We start from the raw sequence: 21,896 nt of genomic DNA, 5'->3' as shown, positions 1-21,896 counted from the left end.
TCTAGCGGTGCGGGCGGGAGGACGCCAAGCCCGACGCGGCGTCGGGTTCCTGGTCGGGCGGGTTCAGTCGTCCCAGTCGGGCGCCATGTTGTCGGGCGAGATCAGGCGGCCGTTCCCTTGCCGCAGACCGTCGATGCGGGCGATCTCGTCGTCCGACAGCTTGATCTGGGCCGAGGCGAGGTTGTCGGCCAGGCGGTCCTTGTTCGCCGTCTTGGGAATGGCCACGCCGCCCTTGGCGAGGATCCACGCCACCGAGATCTGCGCGGGGTTCGCGTCATGCGCCGCGGCGATCTCTTTCATCGTGTCGTCCTGCAGCACGTTGCCGCGGGCGAGGGGGGAGTAGGCCTCCCACGGGATCTGCATCGCGTCGAGCGCGGCCATCAGGTTGCGCTGGTCGACGAAGGGGTGGAACTCGACCTGGTTCGCGGCGATCGGGTGGTTCATCACCGACTTCGCCTCTTCGAGATGCGCGATGGTGAAGTTCGACACGCCGCCGAACCGGACGTGGCCCTCGTCGATCAGCGCGTCGAGCACCGGGAGCGTTTCCTTCAGCGGGACGGATTTCGAGGGCCAGTGCAGGAGCAGCAGGTCGATATGGCCGACGTCGAGCGCCTCGAGCGACTCTTCCGCGGCCTTGCGGAAGTCGTCGGCGGCATGGCGGTCGGGCATGATCTTGGTCGTCAGGAAGATCTCGTCGCGGGGCACGCCGGAGGCGCGGATGCCCTCGCCGACCTCGGCCTCGTTGCCGTAGGCCTGGGCGGTGTCGATGTGGCGGTACCCCTCCTTCAGCGCTTGTTCCACGATCTCGGCGGTCTTGCCGGCGTCGGTCTGGAACGTGCCGAGGCCGAGGTTCGGAATCCTGGCGGGGCCGATGTGCTTGATGGGCATGGATGTCTCCTTGATCTGTCGGCGACGGAACGCGGGCCGACGGGGCCAAGGTTCCGTCAGGCCTCGACCCAGGCGTGGTCCTTGACCGCCTGCATCGCCACGTAGGTCGACGTGTGTGCGACGTGGGGAAGGGTCGAGATCCGCGCGGCCAGCACCTCGCGGTAGCGCACCATGTCGGCGGTGCGCACCTTCAGCAGGTAGTCGAAATGCCCGGCGATCAGGTGGCATTGTTCCACCTCGGGGATGCGGCGGACGGCCTCGTTGAAGGCGGCGATCGCGGCCTCGCGCGTTTCGGTCAGCTTGATCTGGATGAAGACGACGTGCTCGCGGTGCAGCCGCACCGGGTCGATCGTGGCGCGGTAGCCGGTGATCACGCCCTCGGCCTCGAGCCGCTTCAGCCGCGCCTGCACCGGGCTTTTCGACAGGCCGACACGCGCGGCGAGATCGGTGATGCTGAGCCGACCCTCGGTGCCCAGAATCTCGAGAATGGCGTGGTCGAACCGGTCCAGGCCGTCCCCCTTCATTTGCATTGTCCGAACCCCCATCTTTGGTCTATCCGCCCTCGAATCGTGGGGCCAACGGTCTGACATCCCGTCACTATCGCCCTAGGTAATGCCGATGAACAAGGTTGAGGAGCGTCCTGATGCCCCGCGATACAATGGTGCCCCCGGCCATTCTGCCGATGAACCCCTATCCCGATCCCGACGCCGTGCTGCAGGCGCTGATCGGCGAGGCCAACCTCGATAGCTCGGACCGCGAGGTGATCCACGAGAAGGCCACGAAGCTGGTCAAGCGCCTGAGGACCGAGGGCGACCCGGGCCTGATGGAGGTGTTCCTGGCGGAATACGGGCTGTCCACCGAAGAGGGCGTGGCGCTGATGTGCCTCGCCGAAGCGCTGCTGCGCGTGCCCGACGACGTGACGATCGACGACCTGATCGAGGACAAGATCGCCCCCGGCAAATGGTCCGAGCACCTGGGCAAGTCGTCCTCTCCGCTGGTCAACGCATCGACCTGGGCGCTGATGTTCACCGGCCGGGTGCTGGACGAGCGCGACACGCGGCCGCTCAGGGCGCTGCGCGGCGCGGTCAAGCGCATGGGCGAGCCGGTGATCCGCCGCGCCACCGACCAGGCGATGCGCGTCATGGGCCGCCAGTTCGTGCTGGGCCAGACGATGGACAAGGCCATGGAGCGCGCCGCCAGGATGGAGGCGAAGGGCTACACCTATTCCTACGACATGCTGGGCGAGGCAGCCCAGACCTATGTCGACGCCGAGCGCTACCGCAAGTCCTACGAGGGCGCGATCGAGAAGATGGCGAAGCGCGCCACCAAGGGCGACATCGCGACGAATCCGGGGATCTCGGTCAAGTTCTCGGCGCTGCATCCCCGTTACGAGGTGGCGCAGCGCGAGCGCGTGCTCGAAGAACTGGTGCCCGTGGTGCGCGACCTCGCCGCGCAGGCGGCGAAGCTGAAGATCGGCTTCAACGTCGACGCTGAAGAGCAGGACCGCCTGACCCTGTCGCTCGAGGTGATCGAGCGGGTGCTCGAGGATGAGCGGCTCGTCGGCTGGGACGGCTTCGGCATCGTCGTGCAGGCCTACGGTCCCCGCGCGGGCGCCGCCATCGACTGGATCGCCCAGACGGCCGAGCGGCTGGACCGCAAGCTGATGGTGCGCCTCGTCAAGGGCGCCTACTGGGACACAGAGATCAAGCTGGCCCAGCAGGAGGGGCTGCCGCTCTTTCCGGTCTATTCGCGCAAGCCCGCGACCGACGTGAGCTTCATGGCCAATGCGCGCAAGCTGTTGCGCTACCGCGACCGGATCTACCCGCAATTCGCCACGCATAACGCCCACACGGTGGCGTCGGTGCTGCACATGGTCAAATCCGAGGGCGCCCGCCGCGACGAGTTCGAGTTCCAGCGCCTGCACGGCATGGGCGAGTCGCTCTACGACATCGTGATGGCGGACGAGAACATCCGCTGCCGCATCTACGCCCCCGTCGGCGCGCATCGCGACCTGCTGGCCTACCTTGTGCGGAGGCTCCTGGAGAACGGCGCGAACTCGTCCTTCGTGAACCAGATCGTCGACGAGGACGTCCCGGCCGAGCAGGTGGCCGAAGACCCCTATGCGGCGCTGGGCTACTCGGCGCCGGTCACGCCGGGGACCGAGATCTTCCTGCCCCAGCGCAGGAACTCGCGCGGGTGGGATCTTGCGAATCCCGGACACCTCGAAGAGATCGAAAACGCCCGCGCCGCGTTCCGGACGCACCGCTTCGAGGCAGCCCCCCTGCTGGCGGGCGAGGCGCAGCCGCACGATCCGATCGAGCGGGTGAACCCCTCGGACCCGTCGGACGTGGTGGGCGTGACCCGCTTTGCCAGCGAGGCCGACGTGGAGACCGCGTTCACCGCGGCGCGCACCTGGACCGCGTCGAAGGAAGAGCGCAAGGCCGTTCTGATGCGCGCGGCGGACCTCTATGAAGAGAACTTCGGCGAGATCTTTGCCGTCCTTGCCCGCGAGGCCGGCAAGACGCTGCCCGACGCGGTGGCCGAGCTGCGCGAGGCGGTGGATTTCCTCAACTACTATGCCGAGCAGATCGACACGCTGGACAGCGAGCCGGTAGGCCGGTTCGTCTGCATCAGCCCGTGGAACTTCCCGCTGGCGATCTTCACCGGCCAGATCGCGGCCGCGCTGGCCGCGGGCAACGCGGTGCTGGCCAAGCCGGCCGAGCAGGCGCCGCTGGTGGGCGCGCTGGGCGCGCGCCTGCTGCACGAGGCGGGCGTTCCGCGCGAGGCGTTGCAGCTTCTGCCGGGTGCCGGCGACATCGGCGCCAAGCTGACCTCGGACTCGCGCCTCGACGGGGCGGCCTTCACCGGCTCGACCGAGGTGGCGCGGCTCATCAAGTGCGCGATGGCCGAGAACGCGCGTCCCGCGGCACCGCTGGTGGCCGAGACGGGCGGGCTGAACGCGATGATTGTGGATTCGACCGCGCTGCCCGAACAGGCGGTGCAGGCGCTGATGGAATCGGCCTTCCAGTCGGCCGGTCAGCGCTGCTCGGCCTGTCGCTGCGTCTATGTGCAGGAGGACATCGCCGATAGTTTCCTCGAGATGCTCAAGGGCGCGATGGACGCGTTCTACCCGGCCGAACCGTGGATGCTGGCCTCGGACAGCGGGCCGCTGATCGACGGCGACGCCCACGAGGAAATCGGCGGCTATGTCGAAAAGATGCGCGCCCGGGGCCGGCTGATCCACCAGGGCTACGCCCCGCGCAAGGGCCACTTCCTTGCGCCCGCGCTGGTCCGGGTGAAGGGCATGCAGGAGATCGAGAAGGAAGTCTTCGGGCCGGTGCTGCACGTGGCGACCTTCAAGGCGAACGACCTCGACCGGGTGATCGACGCGATCAACTCGAAGGGCTATGGCCTGACCTTCGGCCTGCACACCAGGATCGACGACCGCGTGCAGCACGTCACCGACCGGATCAAGGCAGGCAACCTCTACGTCAATCGCAACCAGATCGGCGCAATCGTCGGCAGCCAACCCTTCGGCGGCGAGGGGCTGTCGGGCACCGGACCCAAGGCGGGGGGGCCGTTCTACCTGCCGCGGTTCCAGAAGCCGGTGGCGCCTGAGCCCCCGCAAAGCCCCGTCGACCTGCCGGGGCCCACGGGCGAGTCCAACCGCCTGTACCTGAGCGCCCGGCCCGAGGTCCTGTGCCTCGGCCCGAGCGAAGAGGACAAGGACGCGCAGATTGCCGCGGTCGAGCGTCTGGGCGGTAAAGCCCGCCGTGGCGACTTCGACCGTGGCCTCTCGTCCGAGCCGGCCTTCGGGTCGGTCCTGTGGTGGGGCGACGACGAGACCGGGCGCGACATCGCCCGCCAGCTCGCGCGTCGCGAGGGGCCGCTGATTGCCCTGCAGATGGGCCAGCCCATCGTGGGCGACGTGTTCCACGAGCGGCACCTGTGCATCGACACAACCGCCTCGGGCGGCAACGCCCAGCTTCTGGCCGAAGTCGCCGCGAACGACCCCCGCGCGAAGGGCGAGGCGCCGTCGACCGGGCCGAAGGTGCCAGGCGTCGAATGACATCCCCGCGCGCCCTGCTTGATTGGCGGGGCGCGCGGTCCACCTCTGCCGCATGTTCCCGATCCGCGACCACAACCCCAGCCGCCGGACCCCCTTCGTGGTCTATGCGCTGCTCGTGGCGAACGTGGTCCTCTACTTCGCGTCGGTGCCCTACCTGAACAGCCCGCAATTCCTGACGGACTGGGCGGTGATCCCGGCATTGTCCTATCCCGCGACCTACGTGACCTCGCAATTCCTGCACGGCGGGTTGCTGCACCTCGGGGGCAACATGCTGTTCCTGTGGATCTTCGGCGACAACTTGGAGGATCGGATGGGGCACGTCATGTTCCTCGGCTTCTACCTGCTCTGCGGAGTGGCAGCCGGGGTTGGGCAGACGCTGGCCGATCCCGTGTCCGTCGTGCCAATGATCGGCGCGTCGGGGGCCATCGCGGGGGTGATGGGGGGCTACCTGCTGCTGTTTCCACGGGCGCGGGTCGACGTGCTGCTGATCTTCATCATCTTCTTCCGCATCTTTCCGGTGCCTGCCTGGATCGTGCTGGGCCTCTGGTTCGCGATCCAGGTCGCGTCGGGGGCGGCGATGCCGGCAGATATGGGCGGCGTCGCGTATTGGGCGCACGCGGCGGGGTTCATCACGGGGCTGGTCCTGACGCTGCCGGTGTTCCTGCGCCTCGGCGGGCCGGTCTTCTGGAACCGCCACCACGGCCTGCCGCCATACCCCGAGGCCGAATATCGCTGGCGACGGTCCCCCATCCCGCGGGCGGGGCACAGGCGATGAAGGTGCGGGCGACATGCCATTGCGGCGCGGTGCAGCTTGAGGCGGTGCTCAGCGAGGGGCTTGACGCGGCGCGACGCTGCGACTGTTCGTTCTGCGCGCGGCGGCAGGGGGCGAACGTGTCGGCCCGGGCCGAGGATGTGCGGGTGGTGCGGGGGACCGAGGCGCTGTCGCTCTACCAGTGGGGCACGAAGACGGCCGAGCACTGGTTCTGCCGGATCTGCGGGATCTACACGCACCACAGGCGGCGGTCGGACCCCGGCGAGTTCGGGATCAACGTGGGCTGCATCGAAGGCGTTGATCTGCGCGCGCTGGAGCCGATCCCGATGACCGACGGCCGCAACCACCCCAGCGACGCCTGAGCGTCAGGCGTTCGCGCGCAGCTCCCTGGCGAAGGCCTCGAAGACATTGGCGTTGCCGGCGATCACGGTGCGCGAGGTAAAGACATCCTCGCCCGCCAGCGCCTCGGCGAAACCGCCGGCTTCGCGCACGATCAAGAGGCCGGCGGCGACGTCCCAGGGCTCGATCCCGCGCTCCCAGTAGCCGTCGTAGCGGCCGGCGGCGACGTAAGCCAGGTCGAGGCTCGCCACCCCGAAGCGGCGCACGCCCGAGGTCGCGGGCAGGATGCGGCCGAGATCCCGAAGCTTCAGCGGCAGTTCGGGCTTCGATCCCCAGGGCAGGCCGGTGGCGAAGAGGCTTTCGATCATCCGCGTGCGGCCCGAGACGCGCAGGCGCTGGTCGTTCATGAAGGCGCCTGCGCCACGCTCGGCCCAGAACATCTCGTCCTTGGCGGGGTCGTAGATGACGGCCGACACGATCTCGCCCTTGTGCTCGAGCGCGATCGAGATCGCCCAGTGGGGCAGGCCGTGCAGGAAGTTCGTCGTGCCGTCGAGCGGGTCGACGATCCAGCGGCGGGTCGGGTCCTTGCCCTCGACCGGCTTGCTTTCCTCGCCGACCCAGCCGTAGTTCGGCCGCTCGGTCGTCAGGATGTTGCGGATCGTCTCTTCGGCGGCGGTGTCGGCGCGGCTGACGAAGTCGCCCGTGCCCTTGACGGAAACCTGCAGGTTCTCGACCTCGCGGAAGTCCCGCACGAGTTGACGGGCCGCGGCGCGCGCGGCCTTGACCATGATTGTAAGATTGGCGCTGCCCTGCATCGTCGTCCGCCTTCCGTGATCAGTCCCGCGCTATAGGCCCCGCAGGAACAAATGCCAACCGCTTGTCGTATGTATCACGTGGCAGACCTTTTTGCCGAAGGAAGACCGACGGTGCAGCACATCTGGACATACCACGCCGCGATCCCCCGAAGCCGCCGCAGCGGATTCGAGGCCGCTGCAAAGGACGCCGCGCAGCAGTTCTACGATGCCGGGGCCATAACGGTTCACGACGCGTGGGAGGCGGACACGCCGAACGGTAGCTTCACCTCGTTTCCCGCAGCGCTGGGGAAGACCGAGGACGAGGCCGTCGTGTTCGGCTACGTCATCTGGCCGGATGCCGAAACGGCCGAAAAGTGCATGGAGATCATGGGCAATGATCCCAAGTGGTCCTGCATTCCGTTCATGGAAGGCGACGGGAAAAAGCTGCTCTGGGGCCAGTTCGGCCCCATTGCCAAGACCTAGGCCATGCCGCTTTGCGTGGCCGCGGCCGCCCGGCGGATGGCGGCGATGTTGTCGTGATAGGCCTGCGGGGCGGCGACCGAACCGCCCTTGAATACCGCCGAGCCCGCGACCAGCACGTCCGCCCCGGCCCGCGCCACGCGCGGCGCAGTTTCGGTCGTGATGCCGCCGTCGACCTGAATGTGGATCGGGCGGTCTGCGATCATCGCGCGGATGCGGGCGATCTTGGTGGTCATGTGAATGAAGCTCTGTCCGCCGAAGCCCGGGTTGACCGTCATCACCAGCACGAGGTCCACCAGATCCAGCAGGTTTTCGACCGCCTCGGCCGGGGTGCCGGGGTTCAGGGCGACGCCCGCCCGCATCCCCGCGTCGCGGATCGCCTGCAGGGTGCGGTGGATATGGGGGCCGGCTTCGACATGGGCGGTCAGGCGGTCGGCGCCGGCCTCGGCATAGGCCGGGATCGAGGGGTCCACCGGCGCGATCATCAGGTGGACGTCCATCAGCGTCTTCACATGGGGGCGGAACGCCTTCACCGCCGGGGGTCCGAAGGTCAGGTTCGGGACGAAGTGGTTGTCCATCACGTCGACGTGGACCCAGTCGGCGCCGGCATCCTCGACGGCGCGGATTTCGCGCCCGAAATCGGCGAAGTCGGCAGAGAGGATCGAGGGGGCGATCTTGATGCTCATGGTGTCAGGTCCTTGTGCCGGAGAAGCGCGAGGCCCAATCCTCGCGCTGGTCGTCGGTGATCTTGGCAAAGAGGTTCTCGGGCACGTCGAACGCGTGACCGGCGGGCAGGGCGGCGAGCGCCTGTTCCACGTCGTTGGGCCAGGCCGCGTCGGTGCGCATCGCCTTCAGCATCGCGTCGGCCGCGTCGGGGATGAAGGGCTGCGACAGGATGCCGTAGAGGCGGATCAGGTTCAGCGACAGGCGGATGATCGCGGCGGCGCGGTCCGGGTCTTCCTTGAAGGCGGACCATGGGGCGGTGCGTTGCAGGTACTCGTTGCCCACGACCCAGATCGCGCGCAGCTCGGCCGCCGCTTTCCGGATCTCGATCGCGTCCATGAGGCGCGTGTATTCGGCCACGCGCGTGGTCAGGTCGGCGATCACCGCCTCTTCCTCGGGGCCGTAGGTGCCGCCTTCGGGGACAGTCTCGTCGAATTTCGAGCGGCAGAACTTGGTCACGCGGCTGACGAAGTTGCCCAGCACGTCCGCGAGGTCGCGGTTGGATGCGGCTTGGAATGTCTCCCACGTGAATTCGGAGTCGCCGTTTTCGGGGGCGTTGCGCAGCAGGTACCAGCGCCAGTAGTCGGCCGGCAGGATCGACAGCGCCTGGTCCATGAACACGCCGCGGCCCTGCGAGGTCGAGAACTGGCCGCCATCATAGTTCAGGTAGTTGAACGACTTGATGTAGTCGACGAGCTTCCAGTCCTCGCCCGTGCTGTTGGCACCCATGATCGTCACGGGGAAGGAGAGGGTGTGGAACGGCACGTTGTCCTTGCCCATGAACTGGACATAGCGCACGTCGTCGGCGCCATGCTCGGTGCGCCACCAGCGCTGCCAGTCGGCGTCGCCCAAGCCGTTGGCGTCGGTCCATTCCTTGGCGCAGGCGATGTATTCGATGGGCGCGTCGAACCAGACGTAGAAGACCTTGCCTTCCATGCCCGGCCATTCCGCGTCGCCCTTCTTGACCGGCACGCCCCAGTCGAGGTCGCGGGTGATGCCGCGGTCCTGCAACCCGTCGCCATCGTCGAGCCACTTCTTGGCGATCGAGGTCGTCAGGATCGGCCAGTCTTCCCGTGTGTCGATCCAGTTGCGCAGGTCGTCGCGCATCTTGGATTGCAGCAGGTACAGGTGCTTGGTCTCGCGCACCTCGAGGTCGGTCGAGCCCGAGATGGCCGAGCGCGGCTCGATCAGGTCGACCGGGTCAAGCTGCTTGGTGCAGTTCTCGCACTGGTCGCCGCGCGCCTTGTCGTAGCCGCAGTTCGGGCAGGTGCCCTCGATATAGCGGTCGGGCAGGAAGCGGCCGTCGGCGTTGGAGTAGACCTGCGTTTCGGTCCGCTCCTCGATCAGGCCGGCCTCGTAAAGCTTGGCGGCGAAGTGCTGGGTCAGCTGGCGGTTCTGCGCGCTGGAGGAGCGGCCGAACTTGTCGAAGGACAAGAGGAACCCGTCGCTCAGGTCCTTCTGGGTCTGCCACATCTCGGCGCAATATTCGGCGACCGGCTTGCCGGCCTTCTGCGCGGCAATCTCGGCGGGGGTGCCGTGCTCATCGGTGGCGCAGAGGAACAGCACCTCGTCGCCGCGCCCGCGCCGGTAGCGGGCATAGAGGTCCGCGGGCAGCATCGAGCCGACGAGGTTCCCGAGGTGCTTGATGCCGTTGATATAGGGGATCGCCGAGGTGATCAGGACGCGGGACATGGGGGCCTCGTTTCAGGTGTCGCGCCCGTTTAGCCCCAAGGTGCGACGATATCCAGCGTTTGACCGGGGCGGGGCGCGGCATAGCTGCTGAGCCATGAAACATGCACTCGTCACAGGCGGCGCCAACGGGATCGGCAGGGGGATCACAGCCCACCTGCTGGACCTTGGCTGGGCCGTCCACGCGCTGGATCGCGACGCCAGCAGCCTCGCCGATCTTCCCGATCACGAACGTCTGTCGCGCGTCGAGGCGGACGTCTCGGACGAGGCCTCCGTTCAGGCTGCGGTCGAGGGGCTGGAGCGGCTCGACCTGCTGGTGTCGAACGCCGGTATCGCAAACCCGGAAAGCGGTCCGGTCGAGGATCTGGCGCTCGAGGATTGGAACGCGTGGATCGGGACGAACCTGACAGGCAGCTTCCTGATGGCCAAGCACACGGTGCCGCTGCTGCGGGCGTCGAACGGGTCGATGATCCTGATGTCCTCGACCCGCGCCTTCATGTCCGAGCCGAATACCGAGGCCTATGCCGCGACGAAGGGCGGGCTGGTGGCGCTGACCCACGCGCTTGCGGTGTCGCTGGGGCCGGCGGTCCGGGTGAATGGCATCGCGCCCGGCTGGATCGTGACGGGAGACTTCGCCAGCTTGCGGGACGTGGATCACGAGCAGCATCCTGCGGGCCGGGCGGGCAAGCCCTCGGACATCGCGAAGGCGGTGGAGTATCTTTCCGGGGCCGAGTTCACCACCGGCCAGATCCTGACCATCGACGGCGGGATGACGCGCAAGATGATCTATGCCGAATAGCCGCGCGCTGGTGATCGGCGCGTCCGGCGGCGTCGGGGCGGCGGTGGCGGACGAGTTGACCAAGCGGGGCGCCGGGGTCACGCGGCTGTCGCGACGTGCGGACGGCTTGGACCTGACGGACGAGGCGTGCGTCGCGGAGGCGATCGGGGCGCTGGACCACTCGTTCGACCTTGTGTTCGTGGCGACCGGGGCGCTGACCTCGACCCGCGCGGCGCCAGAGAAGTCGCTGGCGGAGCTGGGTGCGGAGGAGCTGATCGCGCAGGTCCGGTTGAACGCGCTGGGGCCGGCGCTGGTACTCAAGCACCTCAAGCCGCACATCCCGCGCCGCGAGCGGTTCGTCTTTGCCGCCCTGTCGGCGCGGGTGGGGTCGATCGGGGATAACGGGCTGGGCGGATGGTATTCCTATCGGACGTCGAAGGCGGCGCTGAACAGCCTGCTGCATGGCGCGGCGGTCGAACTGGCGCGGACCCACCGGCAGGCCATCGTCGCCTGCCTGCACCCCGGGACCGTCGCGACCGACTTCACCGAAGGCTACGACCGCAACAAGGTCGGCCCCAAAGACGCCGCCGCCAGCCTGATCGACGTGATCGAAGGGCTGACGCCGGCGCAATCGGGCGGCTTCTTCGACTATGCGGGGCGCAGCATCCCCTGGTAGCGCGGCTCAGGCGGCCAGCGCCGATTGTTCCTGCATCGCCTCGGCCGCGATCTCGAAGCTGCGCATCCGGTCGGCATGGCCGTGGATGTTGCCGGTCAGAATCACCTCGTCGGGTCGGTGCCGTTCGAGGATTGCCGCGATCTGGTCGGCGACCTCGGACTTCGTGCCGGTGGCGGTGATGCGCAGCGCGTGGTCGACGGCCTGCGTCATTTGAGTGCCGATCGCGGCCTCGATGTCATCGACCGGGGCGGGCAGCTTGCCCGGCTGGCCGGTGCGCAGCCGGGCGAAGGCCTGCTGCATCGACGTCCGCATCCGTACCGCCTGCTCGCGCGTGTCGGCGGCGAAGACGTTGATCGCGATCATCGCGTAGGGGTTGGGGTGCGCCTCGGACGGCTGATAGCTTTCGCGGTAGAGGCGCAGGGCGTCCTCCATCGCGTCGGGGGCGAAGTGCGATGCGAAGGCGTAAGGCAGGCCGTTCTGCGCGGCGAACCCGGCGCCGAAAAGCGACGATCCCAGGATATAGAGCGGCACGTTCGTTCCTTCGCCCGGCACGGCGATGATCGGGTCGCCGGGCTGCGCGGGGCTGAATAACTGCTGGAGCAGGGCGACGTCCTTGGGGAAGTCGTCGCGGCCGGGGCGGTAGAGCGCGCGCATCACGTTCATGTCGCCGCCCGGCGCGCGGCCAAGGCCAAGGTCGATCCGGCCGGAATACATCGTCTCCAGCGTGCCGAACTGCTCGGCGATGGCCAGCGGCGCGTGGTTGCCCAACATGATGCCGCCCGCGCCGACGCGCATGGTCTTGGTGGCGCCCGCGACGTGGCCAATCAGAACCGAGGTTGCGGCCGAGGCGATGCCGGGCATGTTGTGATGCTCGGCCAGCCAAAAGCGGTGGTAGCCCAAGGCTTCGGCATGGCGGGCAAGGTCGACGGTGTTCGCGATGGCCTCGCGCGCATCGGAGCCTTCGGCAACGGGCGACAGGTCGAGTAGGGAATAACGCATGAGACTGCTCCTTTTCCCGACATATGGGGCAGGGGCAGGGCGGTCGAAAGGGGTCAGCCGTCCTCGCTCGGGTCGACGTCGGCCGCCGGTTCGGCCTCGACCTCGGCGGCGGGCTCGGCCCGCGCTGTCAGCGCGCCCGAGACCCAGGTGCCCGACTCTTCCTCGCCCGAGGCATAGGTCAGGGTGCCTTCGCCCTGGCGCTGGCCGTCGACGAACGCGCCGCGATAGACGTCGCCGCCCGAATAGGTCGCCACGCCTTCGCCCTGGATCTCGCCGTCGGTGAACTCGCCCTCATAGACCGTGCCGTCGGGGAAGGTGATGCGGCCCTGGCCGTCGCGCTGATCCTCCGCGTACTCGCCCTGGTAGACGGTGCCGTCGGGGTAGGTGGTGGTGCCTTCGCCCTGGCGCATCCCGTTCTCGAACTGGCCCTCGTAGATCGTGCCGTCGGGCAGCGTCAGCACCCCGCGCCCCGAGCGGGCGGCATCGGCGAACTCGCCCTCGTAGACTGCGCCGTTCGGATAGGTCGCGGTGCCTTCGCCCTGGATCACGCCGCCTTCCCAGGCGCCGTCGTAGATGGTGCCGTCGGGATAGGTAATGGTGCCTTGCCCCTCGGGCAGGTCGTTGCGGAACTGGCCGGTATAGATCGAGCCGTCGGGATAGGTCGCCGTCCCCTGGCCCTCGATCCGGCCCGCGACCCAGTCGCCGGTATAGCTGTAGCCGCTCGCGCGGGCGAACGTGCCCGTGCCCTCGCGCAGGTCGTTGTTGAAGTCGCCCTCGTAGGTGTCGCCGTTGGCGTAATCGACGCGGCCCGTGCCCTGACGCAGGCCGGCGACGAAATCGCCGGTATAGACGTCGCCGTTCGCCAGCGTCAGCGTGCCTTCGCCGGTGATCTCGCCCTGATCCCACTCGCCTTCATAAACCAGCCCCTCGGACGTCTCGAGCCGCCCTTGCCCGTCGCGCCGCCCGTCCGCCAGCCTCCCGGTATAGACCGAGCCGTCCACATAGGTGATCGTGCCTTGCCCGGCTTTCTCGCCGTAGACCCACTCGCCCTCGTAAGTATAGCCGCTTTCAGTCGTCAGGGTGCCTTGGCCGTGGCGCTGGGCGTTGCGGAAGCTGCCCTCGTAGCGGCTGCCGTCGGGATAGGTCGCGACGCCCTCGCCCTCGATCACGCCAGCCAGCCAGTCGCCCTCGTAGGTCGAGCCGTCGGCGAAGGTGATCCGGCCCTGCCCGTGGGGCTTGCCGGACAGGAACTCGCCCTCATAGATCGATTCATCGGGGAAGTGCGCGACGCCCTGGCCGCGGATCTCGCCCTCGACCCACTCGCCCGAGTATTCATAGCCGTTCGGCAGCCGATAGGTGCCCTGACCGTGCTGGCGGCCGTTTTCGAACGTACCTTCGTAGACGCCGCCATCCTCGTACTGCTTGGTCACGATCTCGCCGTCCTGCGAAAGGGCAGGGGTCGCGGCCAGGATCATCAAGCCGATCAGCCCGTGTCGCATGGGGTCCCTCCCAAGAAATGCGCGCAATCGTCCGTTTCCGTGGGAAATTAGCCGCCTGCCCCTCGGGTCGCAACGCTTTTCGCCGCCGCGCCCTTTCCCCCGCCGCGCCGCCCGTTACGTCGCGCCCAGCACCGGAGAGACGCATGACCGACCGCTTCCGCTTTACGCTCGCGCAACTGAACCCCGTGGTGGGTGACCTCCGGGGCAACGCCGCCAAGGCCCGCGCCGCGTGGGAGGCCGGGCGCGCGGCGGGCGCCAACCTTTTGGCGCTGCCCGAGATGTTCGTGACGGGCCACCCGGTTCAGGACCTGGCGTTGAAGCCGGGGTTTCGTGCGGCGGCGATGGAGGCGGTGGAACGTCTCGCGGCAGACTGCGCCGACGGTCCGGCGCTGGCCATCGGCGGGCCCTGGATGGAGGGCGGCCAGCTGCATGACGCCTACTGGGTCTGTCAGGGCGGGCGGGTGACGGCGCGGGTGCTGAAGCATCGGGTGTCGGGTGACGAACGGCGCCTCTACGAGGCCGGTCCGATTTCAGGCCCCGTCGCGGTGGGGCCGGTGCGGATCGGCTTTCCCATCGGCGAGGACGCCTGGTCCGAGGACGTGGCCGAGGCCCAGGCCGAAAGCGGCGCCGAGATCCTGCTGGTCCCGAGCGCGGCGCCCTATCACCGTGGCACGCACAACGTCCGGCTGTCCCACATGGTCGCGCGCGTGGTCGAGACGGGCCTGCCGCTGGCCTGTCTCAACATGGTCGGCGGTCAGGACGAGATGGTCTTCGACGGGGCGAGCTTTGTGCTGAACCCCGGCGGCGCGCTCGCCCGGCAGATGTCGTTCTGCGACGAAGACATCGCGCACGTCGATTTCCTGCGGACCGAGAGCGGCTGGCGCGCGGAAAAGGGCGCGTGCGCCAGCCTGCCGGACGAATGGCAGGCCGACTACCGCGTCATGGTCGAAGCGCTGCGCGACCACGTGCGGAAGTCCGGCTTCAGCAAGGTGCTGCTGGAACTGTCGGGCGGGCTGAGCAGCGCTCTCGTCGCGGCAATCGCTGCCGACGCGCTGGGGCCTGCGAATGTGCGTTGCGTGACGCTGCCGTCGAACGACACGCCGCAGGATGCGCGCGACGCCGCGGCAGAACTGGGCCGCTTGCTCGGCTGCCATCTGGATGAGGTGGGGATCGACGGTGCGCTCGGGGCGATGCACGAGGCCCTTGCGACTGCCGAAGCAGGCGGCGGGGCTACGACGGCTCGCCTGCGCGCGGTTGTCCTGATGGCGTTGTGCGACACGTCAGGCGAAGTGCTTTTGTCCGCCGTCAGCAAGTCCGACATCGCAGTGGGCGAGGGGGCGCCCTACGGCGGCTTTGCCCCGCTCAAGGACCTCTACAAGACTCGCGTGACCGAGATCTGCCGCTGGCGCAATGCCAATCACCGCCCGTGGATGCAGGCTCCCGCGGGCGAGGTGATCCCGCCCCGGCTCCTCGACTCCCTGCCGACCAAGGCGCTCGACGACATCGTCGAGCAGCTTGTCGAGCGCGACGCCAGCATCCGGGATGTCGTTGCGCGCGGGCACGACCGAGAGATGGTGTGTGAGGTCGAGCGGCTGATCCATCGGGGCGAGCACCTGCGCCAGCAAGCCCCGCCCGGTCCGCGCCTCACGTCGGGGGCCTTCCGGACCGACCGGCGCTATCCGATCGTCAACCGCTGGCGCGACCCGTCGTGACCGCCCGCCTGGGTCACGCGCTACTGCGGGCGGCGCCGACGCAGACCACGCGGCCGGGCAAGGTGATCTGGACCGTGGCGCCGCGACCGATCCGCGGCGGCAAGGGCGTGACGGTTCCGCCCACGCCGCCCACGAGCCGCAGGACCGCCCCAAGACCATAGCCGCGCCCGTCGGTGCGAAGGCCCCCCTCGTCGTGGGACAGCGGGTTCCGGCCCTTGCCGAAGCCCGGTCCGTCGTCGGCGACCACGAAGGACAGGCAGGCGTCGCCAGGGCCGGTATCAAGGAACACCTCGACCACCCGGTCGGCGTAGCGCACCGCATTGTCGAGAAGGTTGCGCAGCCCGACCAGGAGGATCGCGGCGTCAGCCTCGACCAGCGCCTCGGGGAACACGATCTCGAGCCGGTGGGACGGGTCGACGAGGGCGGCGACATCGCGGCAGAGGTCGCCGAACGGCACCACCTCGATCCGCGGGACAAGGGGATCGGCGGTCGAGAGCCGCTCCATCAGCGTGTCGACCGATTGCAGCGCACTGCGGGCCACGGCAGCGCAGGTTTCCGCCAGTTCGCGGCTGTCGTCATGGTCCTGCAACTCGTCCAGCATCATGTCCGACAGCGACACCAGATTGGCCAGCGGCGCGCGGATGTCGTGGATCGTGAGGCCGGCCATCGACCGGGTGAGCGAGATGGTCTCGGTCTGACGCGCGATCTCTTCGGATTGACGGAAGGAAAGGACCTTCAGGTCGGCCACGTTCACGGCCGTCCCGATCAGGCGGTCCGGCGCGAACGGGCGCAGGGTGATGCGCCACCACAGGTCCTTCCCCGAGGCCGACAGGCGCAGGTCCCGTGTCACCGGCCCGCCGGTCGTCAACGCGACATGCGCCTGCGCCGTCAGCCGACGGGCAAGGGGCGGGGGCAAGGACGAGGCGCCGTCCATGCTGGCCTCGGCCAGGACCGCGCGGAACGGGGCGTTCATATGCGAGAAGGAGAACATGCCGTCCTCTGCGCGCGTCAGGATGACCGCGGGAACCCCCAGATCGTCCAGCTGCACCGCAACCGGCTGGGGTCGGGCGCAGGCGCGCGCATGCTGCATGATAAGGGCCCCCTCGATCGTCTTTCCGCGACACTAGGCGCGGGTTCTGAACAATCGGTTTCCCGCGACGTGTCTCTTGCGCCGAATTCGTTGCGAATGAACAAGAAAAAGCCCGCCGGAGCGGGCTCCGGCGGGCGCAACATTGTCCGTTCAGGCGAGGGTCACTCGCGATTGCCGAGGAAGCTCAGAAGGAACATGAACAGGTTGATGAAGTCGAGATAGAGGTTCAGCGCCCCCATGATGGCCGACTTGTGCAGCCACTCCTGGTCCATCGACTGCGCGTGCTGGATGTAGTCGGTCTTGATCCGCTGCGTGTCGTAGGCGGTCAGGCCGGCGAAGATCAGGACGCCCAGCGCCGAGATAGCGAAGGCGATGGCCGGCGAGCCGAGGAAGATGTTGACGATGGACGCGACGATCAGGCCGATCACGCCCATGATGAGGAATGATCCCCAGCCCGAGATGTCCTTCTTGGTGGTGTATCCCCACAGCGACAGGCCGGCGAAGGCGATCGCGGTGATCAGGAACGTCTGCGCGATCGAGACGCCCGTGTAGACCAGGAAGATCGAGCTCAGCGACAGACCCATCAGAACGGCGAAGGTGTAGAAGAACAGCTGCGCGCCGGCCGCCGAGATGCGGTTGATTGCCGCACCGAAGGCGAAAACCATGATGAGCGGCGCGAACATGATCAGCCACTTCAGCGGCGACGCGTATAGCGCGACACCGAGCTGGGTCGGCCCATCCTCGGTCATAGCGAGGCCCGAGATCGCCCACGCCGCGAGCGCGGTGATGACCATGCCCACGGACATCGTGCCGTAGACCTTGTTCATATGGGCGCGAAGCCCCTCGTCGATCTGCGCGGTGCGCGTGCCCGCACCCGCGCGGATCGTCTGGTAGTCTGCCATTGTGGTTGCCTCCAAACCAAATCCGCAAGACCGGAGCCTTCCGGTCCTCGGACATGAATATCGGCAATCAGGGCGCCCCGTTCAAGACGTTGTTCCGGGTTGCAGATTTATTTCCGCCAGTGTGCGGGTGCGTCCCAGACGGGGCGGCCGGCTTCGGCCTCGGCCTCGATGCGCGAGCAGCCGATGTCGCTCAGCATGCGCGCGTCCAGCTCGCCCAGCTGGCGGCGCTGGCGATACAAACCCCACCACTCGAGAAGGCTGGTCCGGCGCAGTATTCCGAGGCGCCGCGCCCGGATGGCGCGGGTCGAGAGGGCGGTCATCGATCTGTGTCCTTCTGTTATGTGACAGAGCTGTGGCATCATTTCGATTGATGGATAGCCCGGTCGGGACTAAGATGTGAAACGAATAGAATTGTGTTCTCCCATCACAAAGGCTGATATGCCCCGCAATCTGGATCTGACCGCCCTGCGCTCTTTCGTGGCCGTCGCGGATGTCGGCGGCGTCACCCGCGCCGCTGGGCACCTGCACCTGACGCAATCGGCGGTCTCGATGCAGTTGAAACGCCTCGAGGAATCGCTCGGGACGCGGCTTCTGGACCGCACCACGCGCAGCGTTGCGCTGACGCCCGCGGGCGAGCAGCTGGTCAGCTATGCCCGCCGGATGCTGACGCTGAACGACGAGGCGATCGCGCGGATGACCGACGACGTCTATGAGGGCGAGATCACGCTCGGGGTGCCGCACGACATTCTCTACCCGGCGATTCCCCCCGTGCTGGCCGCCTTCGCCCAGCGGTTCCCGCGGATGCGCGTCCACCTTCTGTCGCTCGGCACGCGCACCCTGCGCGAGATGTTCGCGCGGGGCGAATGCGACGCGATCCTCACCACCGAAGAGACACTTGGCGAGGGGGGCGAGACGCTGGCCGTCCTGCCGCTGATCTGGGCGGGGGCGATGAACGGCGTGGCGTGGCGCCAGCGGCCGCTGCGTTTTGCCTTCACGCGGACCTGCATCTTCAGCCCAATCGCGCGGGCACGGCTGGACGCAGCGGGGATCGACTGGGTCGCTGTGGTGGACTCGGCCTCGGATCACCGGGCCTCCGAGGCGGCGGTGATGGCCGACCTCGCGCTTTACGTGATCCTCGACAACACGCTGCCCCAGGGTGTCGCCTCGGTTCCCGCGGTGGCGGGGTTGCCGCCGCTGCCGGACCAGAAGATCAACCTCTACCGTTCGGGCGCACTGCAGTCCGACATTTCGGCCGCGCTGGGCGAACTGCTGCGCAACAGCTACGCCGGGCTCGGGCGGGGCGCGAGCCAGAACATCGCGGCAGAATAGCCGTCAGTCCATCGTGACGACCACCTTGCCCGTCGACTTCCGGCCCCGCAGGAATTCCAGCGCCTCCTCGGCCTGGTCAAGCGGGAAGGTGCGGCTGACATGGGGCGTCAAGCGCCCGTCGAGGTACCAGCCGACCAGCTCCTTCAGACTGTCGGTCAGCGCCTCGGGGGCGAAAAGGCGGTAGGCACCCCAGTAGAAGCCGATGACCTCGACATTCTTCACCAAGAGGTGGTTCGCCGCCAGCTTGGGCAGCTCGCCGCTGGCAAAGCCCACCAGCAGCACTCGCGCCTCGGGTTTGCAGGCGCGGATCGCGGCGACCGTCAGCGCGCCGCCGACTGCGTCATCGACGACGTCCGCGCCGCCCAAGGCCTTCACCCGCTCGCGCAGGTCCTCGGTCTCGCTGTCGATCAGGTGGTGCGCCCCGGCCTCGCGCGCGATGGCCAGCTTGTCCGGCCCGCGCGCCACCGCGACCACCTCGGCGCCCAGTTGCGCACCGATCTCCACGGCCGTCAGACCCACGCCGCCCGCCGCGCCGAGCACGACCAGCCGCTGGCCCGGCTGCAACCGCGCGCGGCGCGTCAGGCCCAGGTGGGACGTGCCGTAGGCGACGGCGAAGGCCGCGGCGTCGGTGAAGGGCATCTCGTCCGGTATCGGCATTGCGACCTGCGCGGGAAAGCAGCCGTACTCGGCCAGCCCGCCGTGACCCGCGTTGACCGCCACCCGCTGCCCGACCGAGAACCCCTCGACCTCCGGACCTATCCCGACGACCTCGCCCGCCAGTTCCAGGCCCAGCGTGAAGGGTAGGGGCGGCGTGTCCTGGTAGGTGCCCTTTGCCATCAGGAGGTCTGCGAAGTTCAAGCCGCAGGCGCGGATGCGCAGCTCGATCTCGCCGCTTTGCGGCGTTGGGCGGGGAACCTCGGTCAGAATCGGGGGCGAGTCGTGGCTGATCGCCTGAAATGCCCGCATGTGTGGTCCCCTTTCCCTCGCGCATGTCGCGTTCCATTACGCCCGGAAGCTGCGGAAAATGAAAGTCCGACCCCGCAGATGCAACCTGAGCGGTCGCAAACTCACGGGTATTCCCGCACTTGCCCGAAACGGCAGGTTGTTTGGGCGCTCAACTGGGGGGAGTAAAGCGGCGTTCAAAAGGGGAAAAGACATTGAAGCATCCAGTTGACGTCCATGTCGGGTCGCGCGTGCGCCAACGACGTTGGATGACGGGCATGACGCAGCAGCAGCTTGCGGAACGCGTCGGCATCAAGTTTCAGCAAATCCAGAAATACGAAACCGGCATGAACCGGATCAGTGCCTCCCGGCTTTGGGACATCGCCGAGGCCCTGGGTGTTCCCGTCGCCTTCTTTTTCGAAGGCCTTCAGACCGAAGCCGAGACCGAGGTGTCGTCCCAACCCGACATCATGGCCGATCGCGAGGCGATGGAGCTTGTCCGCTCGTACTACGCGATTCCCGAGACCCAGCGTCGCCGCCTGTTCGACCTGGCGCGCGTTCTTTCCGACGTCGCCTGAAGCCGGTTGACGTTCCCGTCCCGCGCGATACCGATGGGGCGTGACATATTCCAACGAACTCATTGAAGAGCTGACTGCGGCCGCCCAAGCGGCCGCAGACGCCGCGCGCCCCGAGACGCTGCGGCACTTTCGCACCGATCCCTATACCGACAACAAGGACGGCGCGGGCTTCGACCCCGTGACCGAGGGCGACCGCGCGGCCGAACGGGCCATGCGCGAGGTGCTGTCCAACCTGCGTCCCGACGACGCCATCCTCGGCGAAGAGTTCGGCGCGCAGCCGGGCACCAGCGGGTTGACATGGGTGCTCGACCCGATCGACGGCACGCGGGCCTATATCGCCGGCGCACCCACCTGGGGGGTGCTGGTCGCGGTTTCCGACCAGAACGGCCCGATCCTTGGCCTGATCGACCAGCCCCACACGCGCGAACGGTTCTTCGGTGGCCCCCACGGCGCCACGCTCGACGCTCCGGGCGGTCGGCGCCGACTGGCGACGCGGGCGCCGCGGCCACTGTCGCAGGCGCTCGTCATGACCACCTTCCCCGAGGTCGGCACCGCCGAGGACGGCGCCGCCTTCCGCAGGGTCTCGGCCGCCGCGAGGCTGACGCGCTACGGGCTCGACTGTTATGCCTACGGCCTCGTGGCGCTGGGACTTGTGGACCTTGTGATCGAGGCGGGCTTGCAGGCCCACGACATTCAGGGACCGATGGCCGTGATCCAGGCCGCGGGCGGGATTGTCACCGACTGGCAGGGCGGCCCGGCGCATCAGGGCGGCCGGGTGCTCGCCGCCGCGAACGCGGCGATCCACACCGAGGCGATGCAGCTTCTCAAGGGCTGAGACGATGACCCACACGCTGATCCGGGGCGCCGACCTCGTGCTGACGATGGACGACGCGGCGAGCGAACATGCCCGCGCCGACATCCGCCTGCGGGACGGCTGCGTGGTGCGGATCGGGCAGGCGCTGCCGGCGGAGGGGGCCGAGATCGTGGATGCGACCGGCTGCCTCGTGACGCCCGGCCTCGTGAACACGCACCACCACCTGTTCCAGACGATGACGCGCGCGGTGCCCGCAGCACAGGACGCCGCGCTGTTCGGCTGGCTCAGGACCCTCTACCCGATCTGGGCGCGGATGGGGCCGGACCACATCCGCGTTTCGGCGCTGACGGGGCTGGCCGAGCTTGCGCTGTCGGGCTGCACGACGAGCTCGGACCACCTCTATCTCTTCCCGAACGGCGCGCGGCTGGACGACACGATCGACGCGGCGCGCCAGATCGGCCTGCGCTTTCACGCGACGCGCGGGGCCATGTCCATCGGCGAAAGCGACGGCGGGTTGCCGCCAGATAGCCTGGTCGAACGCGAATCCTCGATCCTCGACGACACGATCCGCGTGATCGACGCGTTCCATGATCCTGCTGCGGGCGCGATGGTGCGGATCGGCGTGGCCCCGTGCTCGCCCTTTTCTGTCAGCCGGGAGCTGATGCGCGAGGCCGCGATCCTCGCCCGCGACAAGGGCGTGCGGCTGCACACCCACCTTGCCGAGAATGACGAGGACGTGGCCTACTCGCTCGAAAAGTTCGGCTGCCGCCCCGGCCAGTATGCCGAGGATCTGGGCTGGACCGGCGACGATGTATGGCACGCC

General features: G+C 68.2%; 22 protein-coding genes. 11 read left to right on the top strand and 11 right to left on the bottom strand.

Features of this window, described 5'->3' with window-relative positions; genetic code table 11:
- Positions 1-63: 63 nt before the first annotated feature.
- Positions 64-888 (bottom strand): aldo/keto reductase, encoded by an 825-nt coding sequence (locus ACFDS3_RS06650; RefSeq protein WP_375261563.1) that lies wholly within the window; start codon positions 886-888, stop codon positions 64-66.
- A gap of 56 nt (positions 889-944) precedes the next feature.
- Positions 945-1,418, bottom strand: coding sequence for an Lrp/AsnC family transcriptional regulator (locus ACFDS3_RS06645; RefSeq protein WP_375261595.1), 474 nt, complete (start codon positions 1,416-1,418; stop codon positions 945-947).
- 113 nt (positions 1,419-1,531) lie between these two features.
- Between ACFDS3_RS06645 and putA the strand changes: the two genes are divergently transcribed.
- The 3 genes from putA to ACFDS3_RS06630 are packed head-to-tail and all read left to right on the top strand — an operon-like array spanning position 1,532 to position 6,091.
- A complete protein-coding gene (putA, locus tag ACFDS3_RS06640; RefSeq protein WP_375261562.1) occupies positions 1,532-4,957 on the top strand; it encodes a bifunctional proline dehydrogenase/L-glutamate gamma-semialdehyde dehydrogenase PutA in 3,426 nt (1,141 codons plus the stop codon).
- Positions 4,958-5,009: 52 nt separating this feature from the next.
- Complete coding sequence (locus ACFDS3_RS06635) at positions 5,010-5,732, top strand: rhomboid family intramembrane serine protease (protein WP_375261561.1); 723 nt, start codon at positions 5,010-5,012, stop codon at positions 5,730-5,732.
- 2 nt (positions 5,733-5,734) lie between these two features.
- The gene (locus ACFDS3_RS06630) at positions 5,735-6,091 is read left to right on the top strand and encodes a GFA family protein (protein ID WP_375261560.1); all 357 of its coding nucleotides are present in this window, start codon (positions 5,735-5,737) and stop codon (positions 6,089-6,091) included.
- Between the two features lie 3 nt (positions 6,092-6,094).
- On the opposite strand, the gene ACFDS3_RS06625 is transcribed toward ACFDS3_RS06630, so the two are convergent.
- A complete protein-coding gene (locus tag ACFDS3_RS06625; RefSeq protein ID WP_375261559.1) occupies positions 6,095-6,883 on the bottom strand; it encodes an inositol monophosphatase family protein in 789 nt (262 codons plus the stop codon).
- 111 nt (positions 6,884-6,994) lie between these two features.
- Between ACFDS3_RS06625 and ACFDS3_RS06620 the strand changes: the two genes are divergently transcribed.
- Positions 6,995-7,345, top strand: a complete 351-nt coding sequence (locus ACFDS3_RS06620) for a DUF1428 family protein (RefSeq protein ID WP_375261558.1) — start codon at positions 6,995-6,997, stop codon at positions 7,343-7,345.
- Here ACFDS3_RS06620 and rpe read toward each other — a convergent pair.
- Positions 7,342-8,028 (bottom strand): ribulose-phosphate 3-epimerase, encoded by a 687-nt coding sequence (gene rpe, locus ACFDS3_RS06615; RefSeq protein ID WP_375261557.1) that lies wholly within the window; start codon positions 8,026-8,028, stop codon positions 7,342-7,344. The genes ACFDS3_RS06620 and rpe overlap by 4 nt on opposite strands.
- A 4-nt stretch (positions 8,029-8,032) precedes the next feature.
- Positions 8,033-9,757, bottom strand: a complete 1,725-nt coding sequence (metG, locus tag ACFDS3_RS06610; protein ID WP_375261556.1) for a methionine--tRNA ligase — start codon at positions 9,755-9,757, stop codon at positions 8,033-8,035.
- A 94-nt stretch (positions 9,758-9,851) separates the two neighbouring features.
- On the opposite strand from metG, the gene ACFDS3_RS06605 reads away from it, so the two are divergent.
- Entirely contained in the window at positions 9,852-10,553 is a 702-nt protein-coding gene (locus ACFDS3_RS06605) for an SDR family oxidoreductase (RefSeq protein ID WP_375261555.1), read from the top strand.
- On the top strand, positions 10,543-11,208 hold the full coding sequence (locus ACFDS3_RS06600) for an SDR family NAD(P)-dependent oxidoreductase (RefSeq protein ID WP_375261554.1): 666 nt from the start codon (positions 10,543-10,545) through the stop codon (positions 11,206-11,208). The genes ACFDS3_RS06605 and ACFDS3_RS06600 overlap by 11 nt, the downstream gene beginning before the upstream one ends.
- Positions 11,209-11,214: 6 nt before the next feature.
- On the opposite strand, the gene ACFDS3_RS06595 is transcribed toward ACFDS3_RS06600, so the two are convergent.
- On the bottom strand, positions 11,215-12,207 hold the full coding sequence (locus tag ACFDS3_RS06595) for an LLM class flavin-dependent oxidoreductase (protein ID WP_375261553.1): 993 nt from the start codon (positions 12,205-12,207) through the stop codon (positions 11,215-11,217).
- 53 nt (positions 12,208-12,260) lie between these two features.
- Positions 12,261-13,706, bottom strand: coding sequence for an MORN repeat-containing protein (locus ACFDS3_RS06590; RefSeq protein ID WP_375261552.1), 1,446 nt, complete (start codon positions 13,704-13,706; stop codon positions 12,261-12,263).
- A 143-nt stretch (positions 13,707-13,849) separates the two neighbouring features.
- On the opposite strand from ACFDS3_RS06590, the gene ACFDS3_RS06585 reads away from it, so the two are divergent.
- Positions 13,850-15,418, top strand: a complete 1,569-nt coding sequence (locus ACFDS3_RS06585; protein ID WP_375261551.1) for an NAD+ synthase — start codon at positions 13,850-13,852, stop codon at positions 15,416-15,418.
- Between the two features lie 13 nt (positions 15,419-15,431).
- Here ACFDS3_RS06585 and ACFDS3_RS06580 read toward each other — a convergent pair whose 3' ends face one another.
- The 3 genes from ACFDS3_RS06580 to ACFDS3_RS06570 all read right to left on the bottom strand — a co-directional run bounded on the left by ACFDS3_RS06580 (position 15,432) and on the right by ACFDS3_RS06570 (position 17,730).
- Positions 15,432-16,508, bottom strand: coding sequence for a sensor histidine kinase (locus ACFDS3_RS06580; RefSeq protein ID WP_375261550.1), 1,077 nt, complete (start codon positions 16,506-16,508; stop codon positions 15,432-15,434).
- 161 nt (positions 16,509-16,669) lie between these two features.
- Positions 16,670-17,410 (bottom strand): Bax inhibitor-1 family protein, encoded by a 741-nt coding sequence (locus ACFDS3_RS06575; protein ID WP_375261549.1) that lies wholly within the window; start codon positions 17,408-17,410, stop codon positions 16,670-16,672.
- A 107-nt stretch (positions 17,411-17,517) separates the two neighbouring features.
- Positions 17,518-17,730, bottom strand: a complete 213-nt coding sequence (locus ACFDS3_RS06570) for a DUF1127 domain-containing protein (protein WP_375261548.1) — start codon at positions 17,728-17,730, stop codon at positions 17,518-17,520.
- A gap of 118 nt (positions 17,731-17,848) precedes the next feature.
- On the opposite strand from ACFDS3_RS06570, the gene ACFDS3_RS06565 reads away from it, so the two are divergent.
- The gene (locus ACFDS3_RS06565) at positions 17,849-18,739 is read left to right on the top strand and encodes a LysR family transcriptional regulator (protein WP_375261547.1); all 891 of its coding nucleotides are present in this window, start codon (positions 17,849-17,851) and stop codon (positions 18,737-18,739) included.
- Between the two features lie 3 nt (positions 18,740-18,742).
- Here ACFDS3_RS06565 and ACFDS3_RS06560 read toward each other — a convergent pair whose 3' ends face one another.
- Positions 18,743-19,705 carry an NADPH:quinone oxidoreductase family protein gene (locus ACFDS3_RS06560; protein WP_375261546.1) on the bottom strand — a complete coding sequence of 321 codons (963 nt, stop codon included), beginning with the start codon at positions 19,703-19,705 and terminating at the stop codon, positions 18,743-18,745.
- Between the two features lie 191 nt (positions 19,706-19,896).
- On the opposite strand from ACFDS3_RS06560, the gene ACFDS3_RS06555 reads away from it, so the two are divergent.
- The 3 genes from ACFDS3_RS06555 to ACFDS3_RS06545 all read left to right on the top strand — a co-directional run.
- Complete coding sequence (locus ACFDS3_RS06555; RefSeq protein WP_375261545.1) at positions 19,897-20,259, top strand: helix-turn-helix domain-containing protein; 363 nt, start codon at positions 19,897-19,899, stop codon at positions 20,257-20,259.
- A 40-nt stretch (positions 20,260-20,299) separates the two neighbouring features.
- Positions 20,300-21,094 carry an inositol monophosphatase family protein gene (locus ACFDS3_RS06550; protein ID WP_375261544.1) on the top strand — a complete coding sequence of 265 codons (795 nt, stop codon included), beginning with the start codon at positions 20,300-20,302 and terminating at the stop codon, positions 21,092-21,094.
- A gap of 4 nt (positions 21,095-21,098) precedes the next feature.
- A partial coding sequence (locus tag ACFDS3_RS06545; RefSeq protein ID WP_375261543.1) for an amidohydrolase family protein occupies positions 21,099-21,896 on the top strand: 798 nt, incomplete at its 3' end.

Source organism: Palleronia sp. (genome assembly GCF_042089775.1).
In the GTDB taxonomy this organism is placed as follows: Bacteria; Pseudomonadota; Alphaproteobacteria; order Rhodobacterales; family Rhodobacteraceae; genus Palleronia.
The sequence above is the reverse complement of the archived record's forward strand: the minus strand, read 5'-3'. Positions and strand labels throughout refer to the sequence as shown.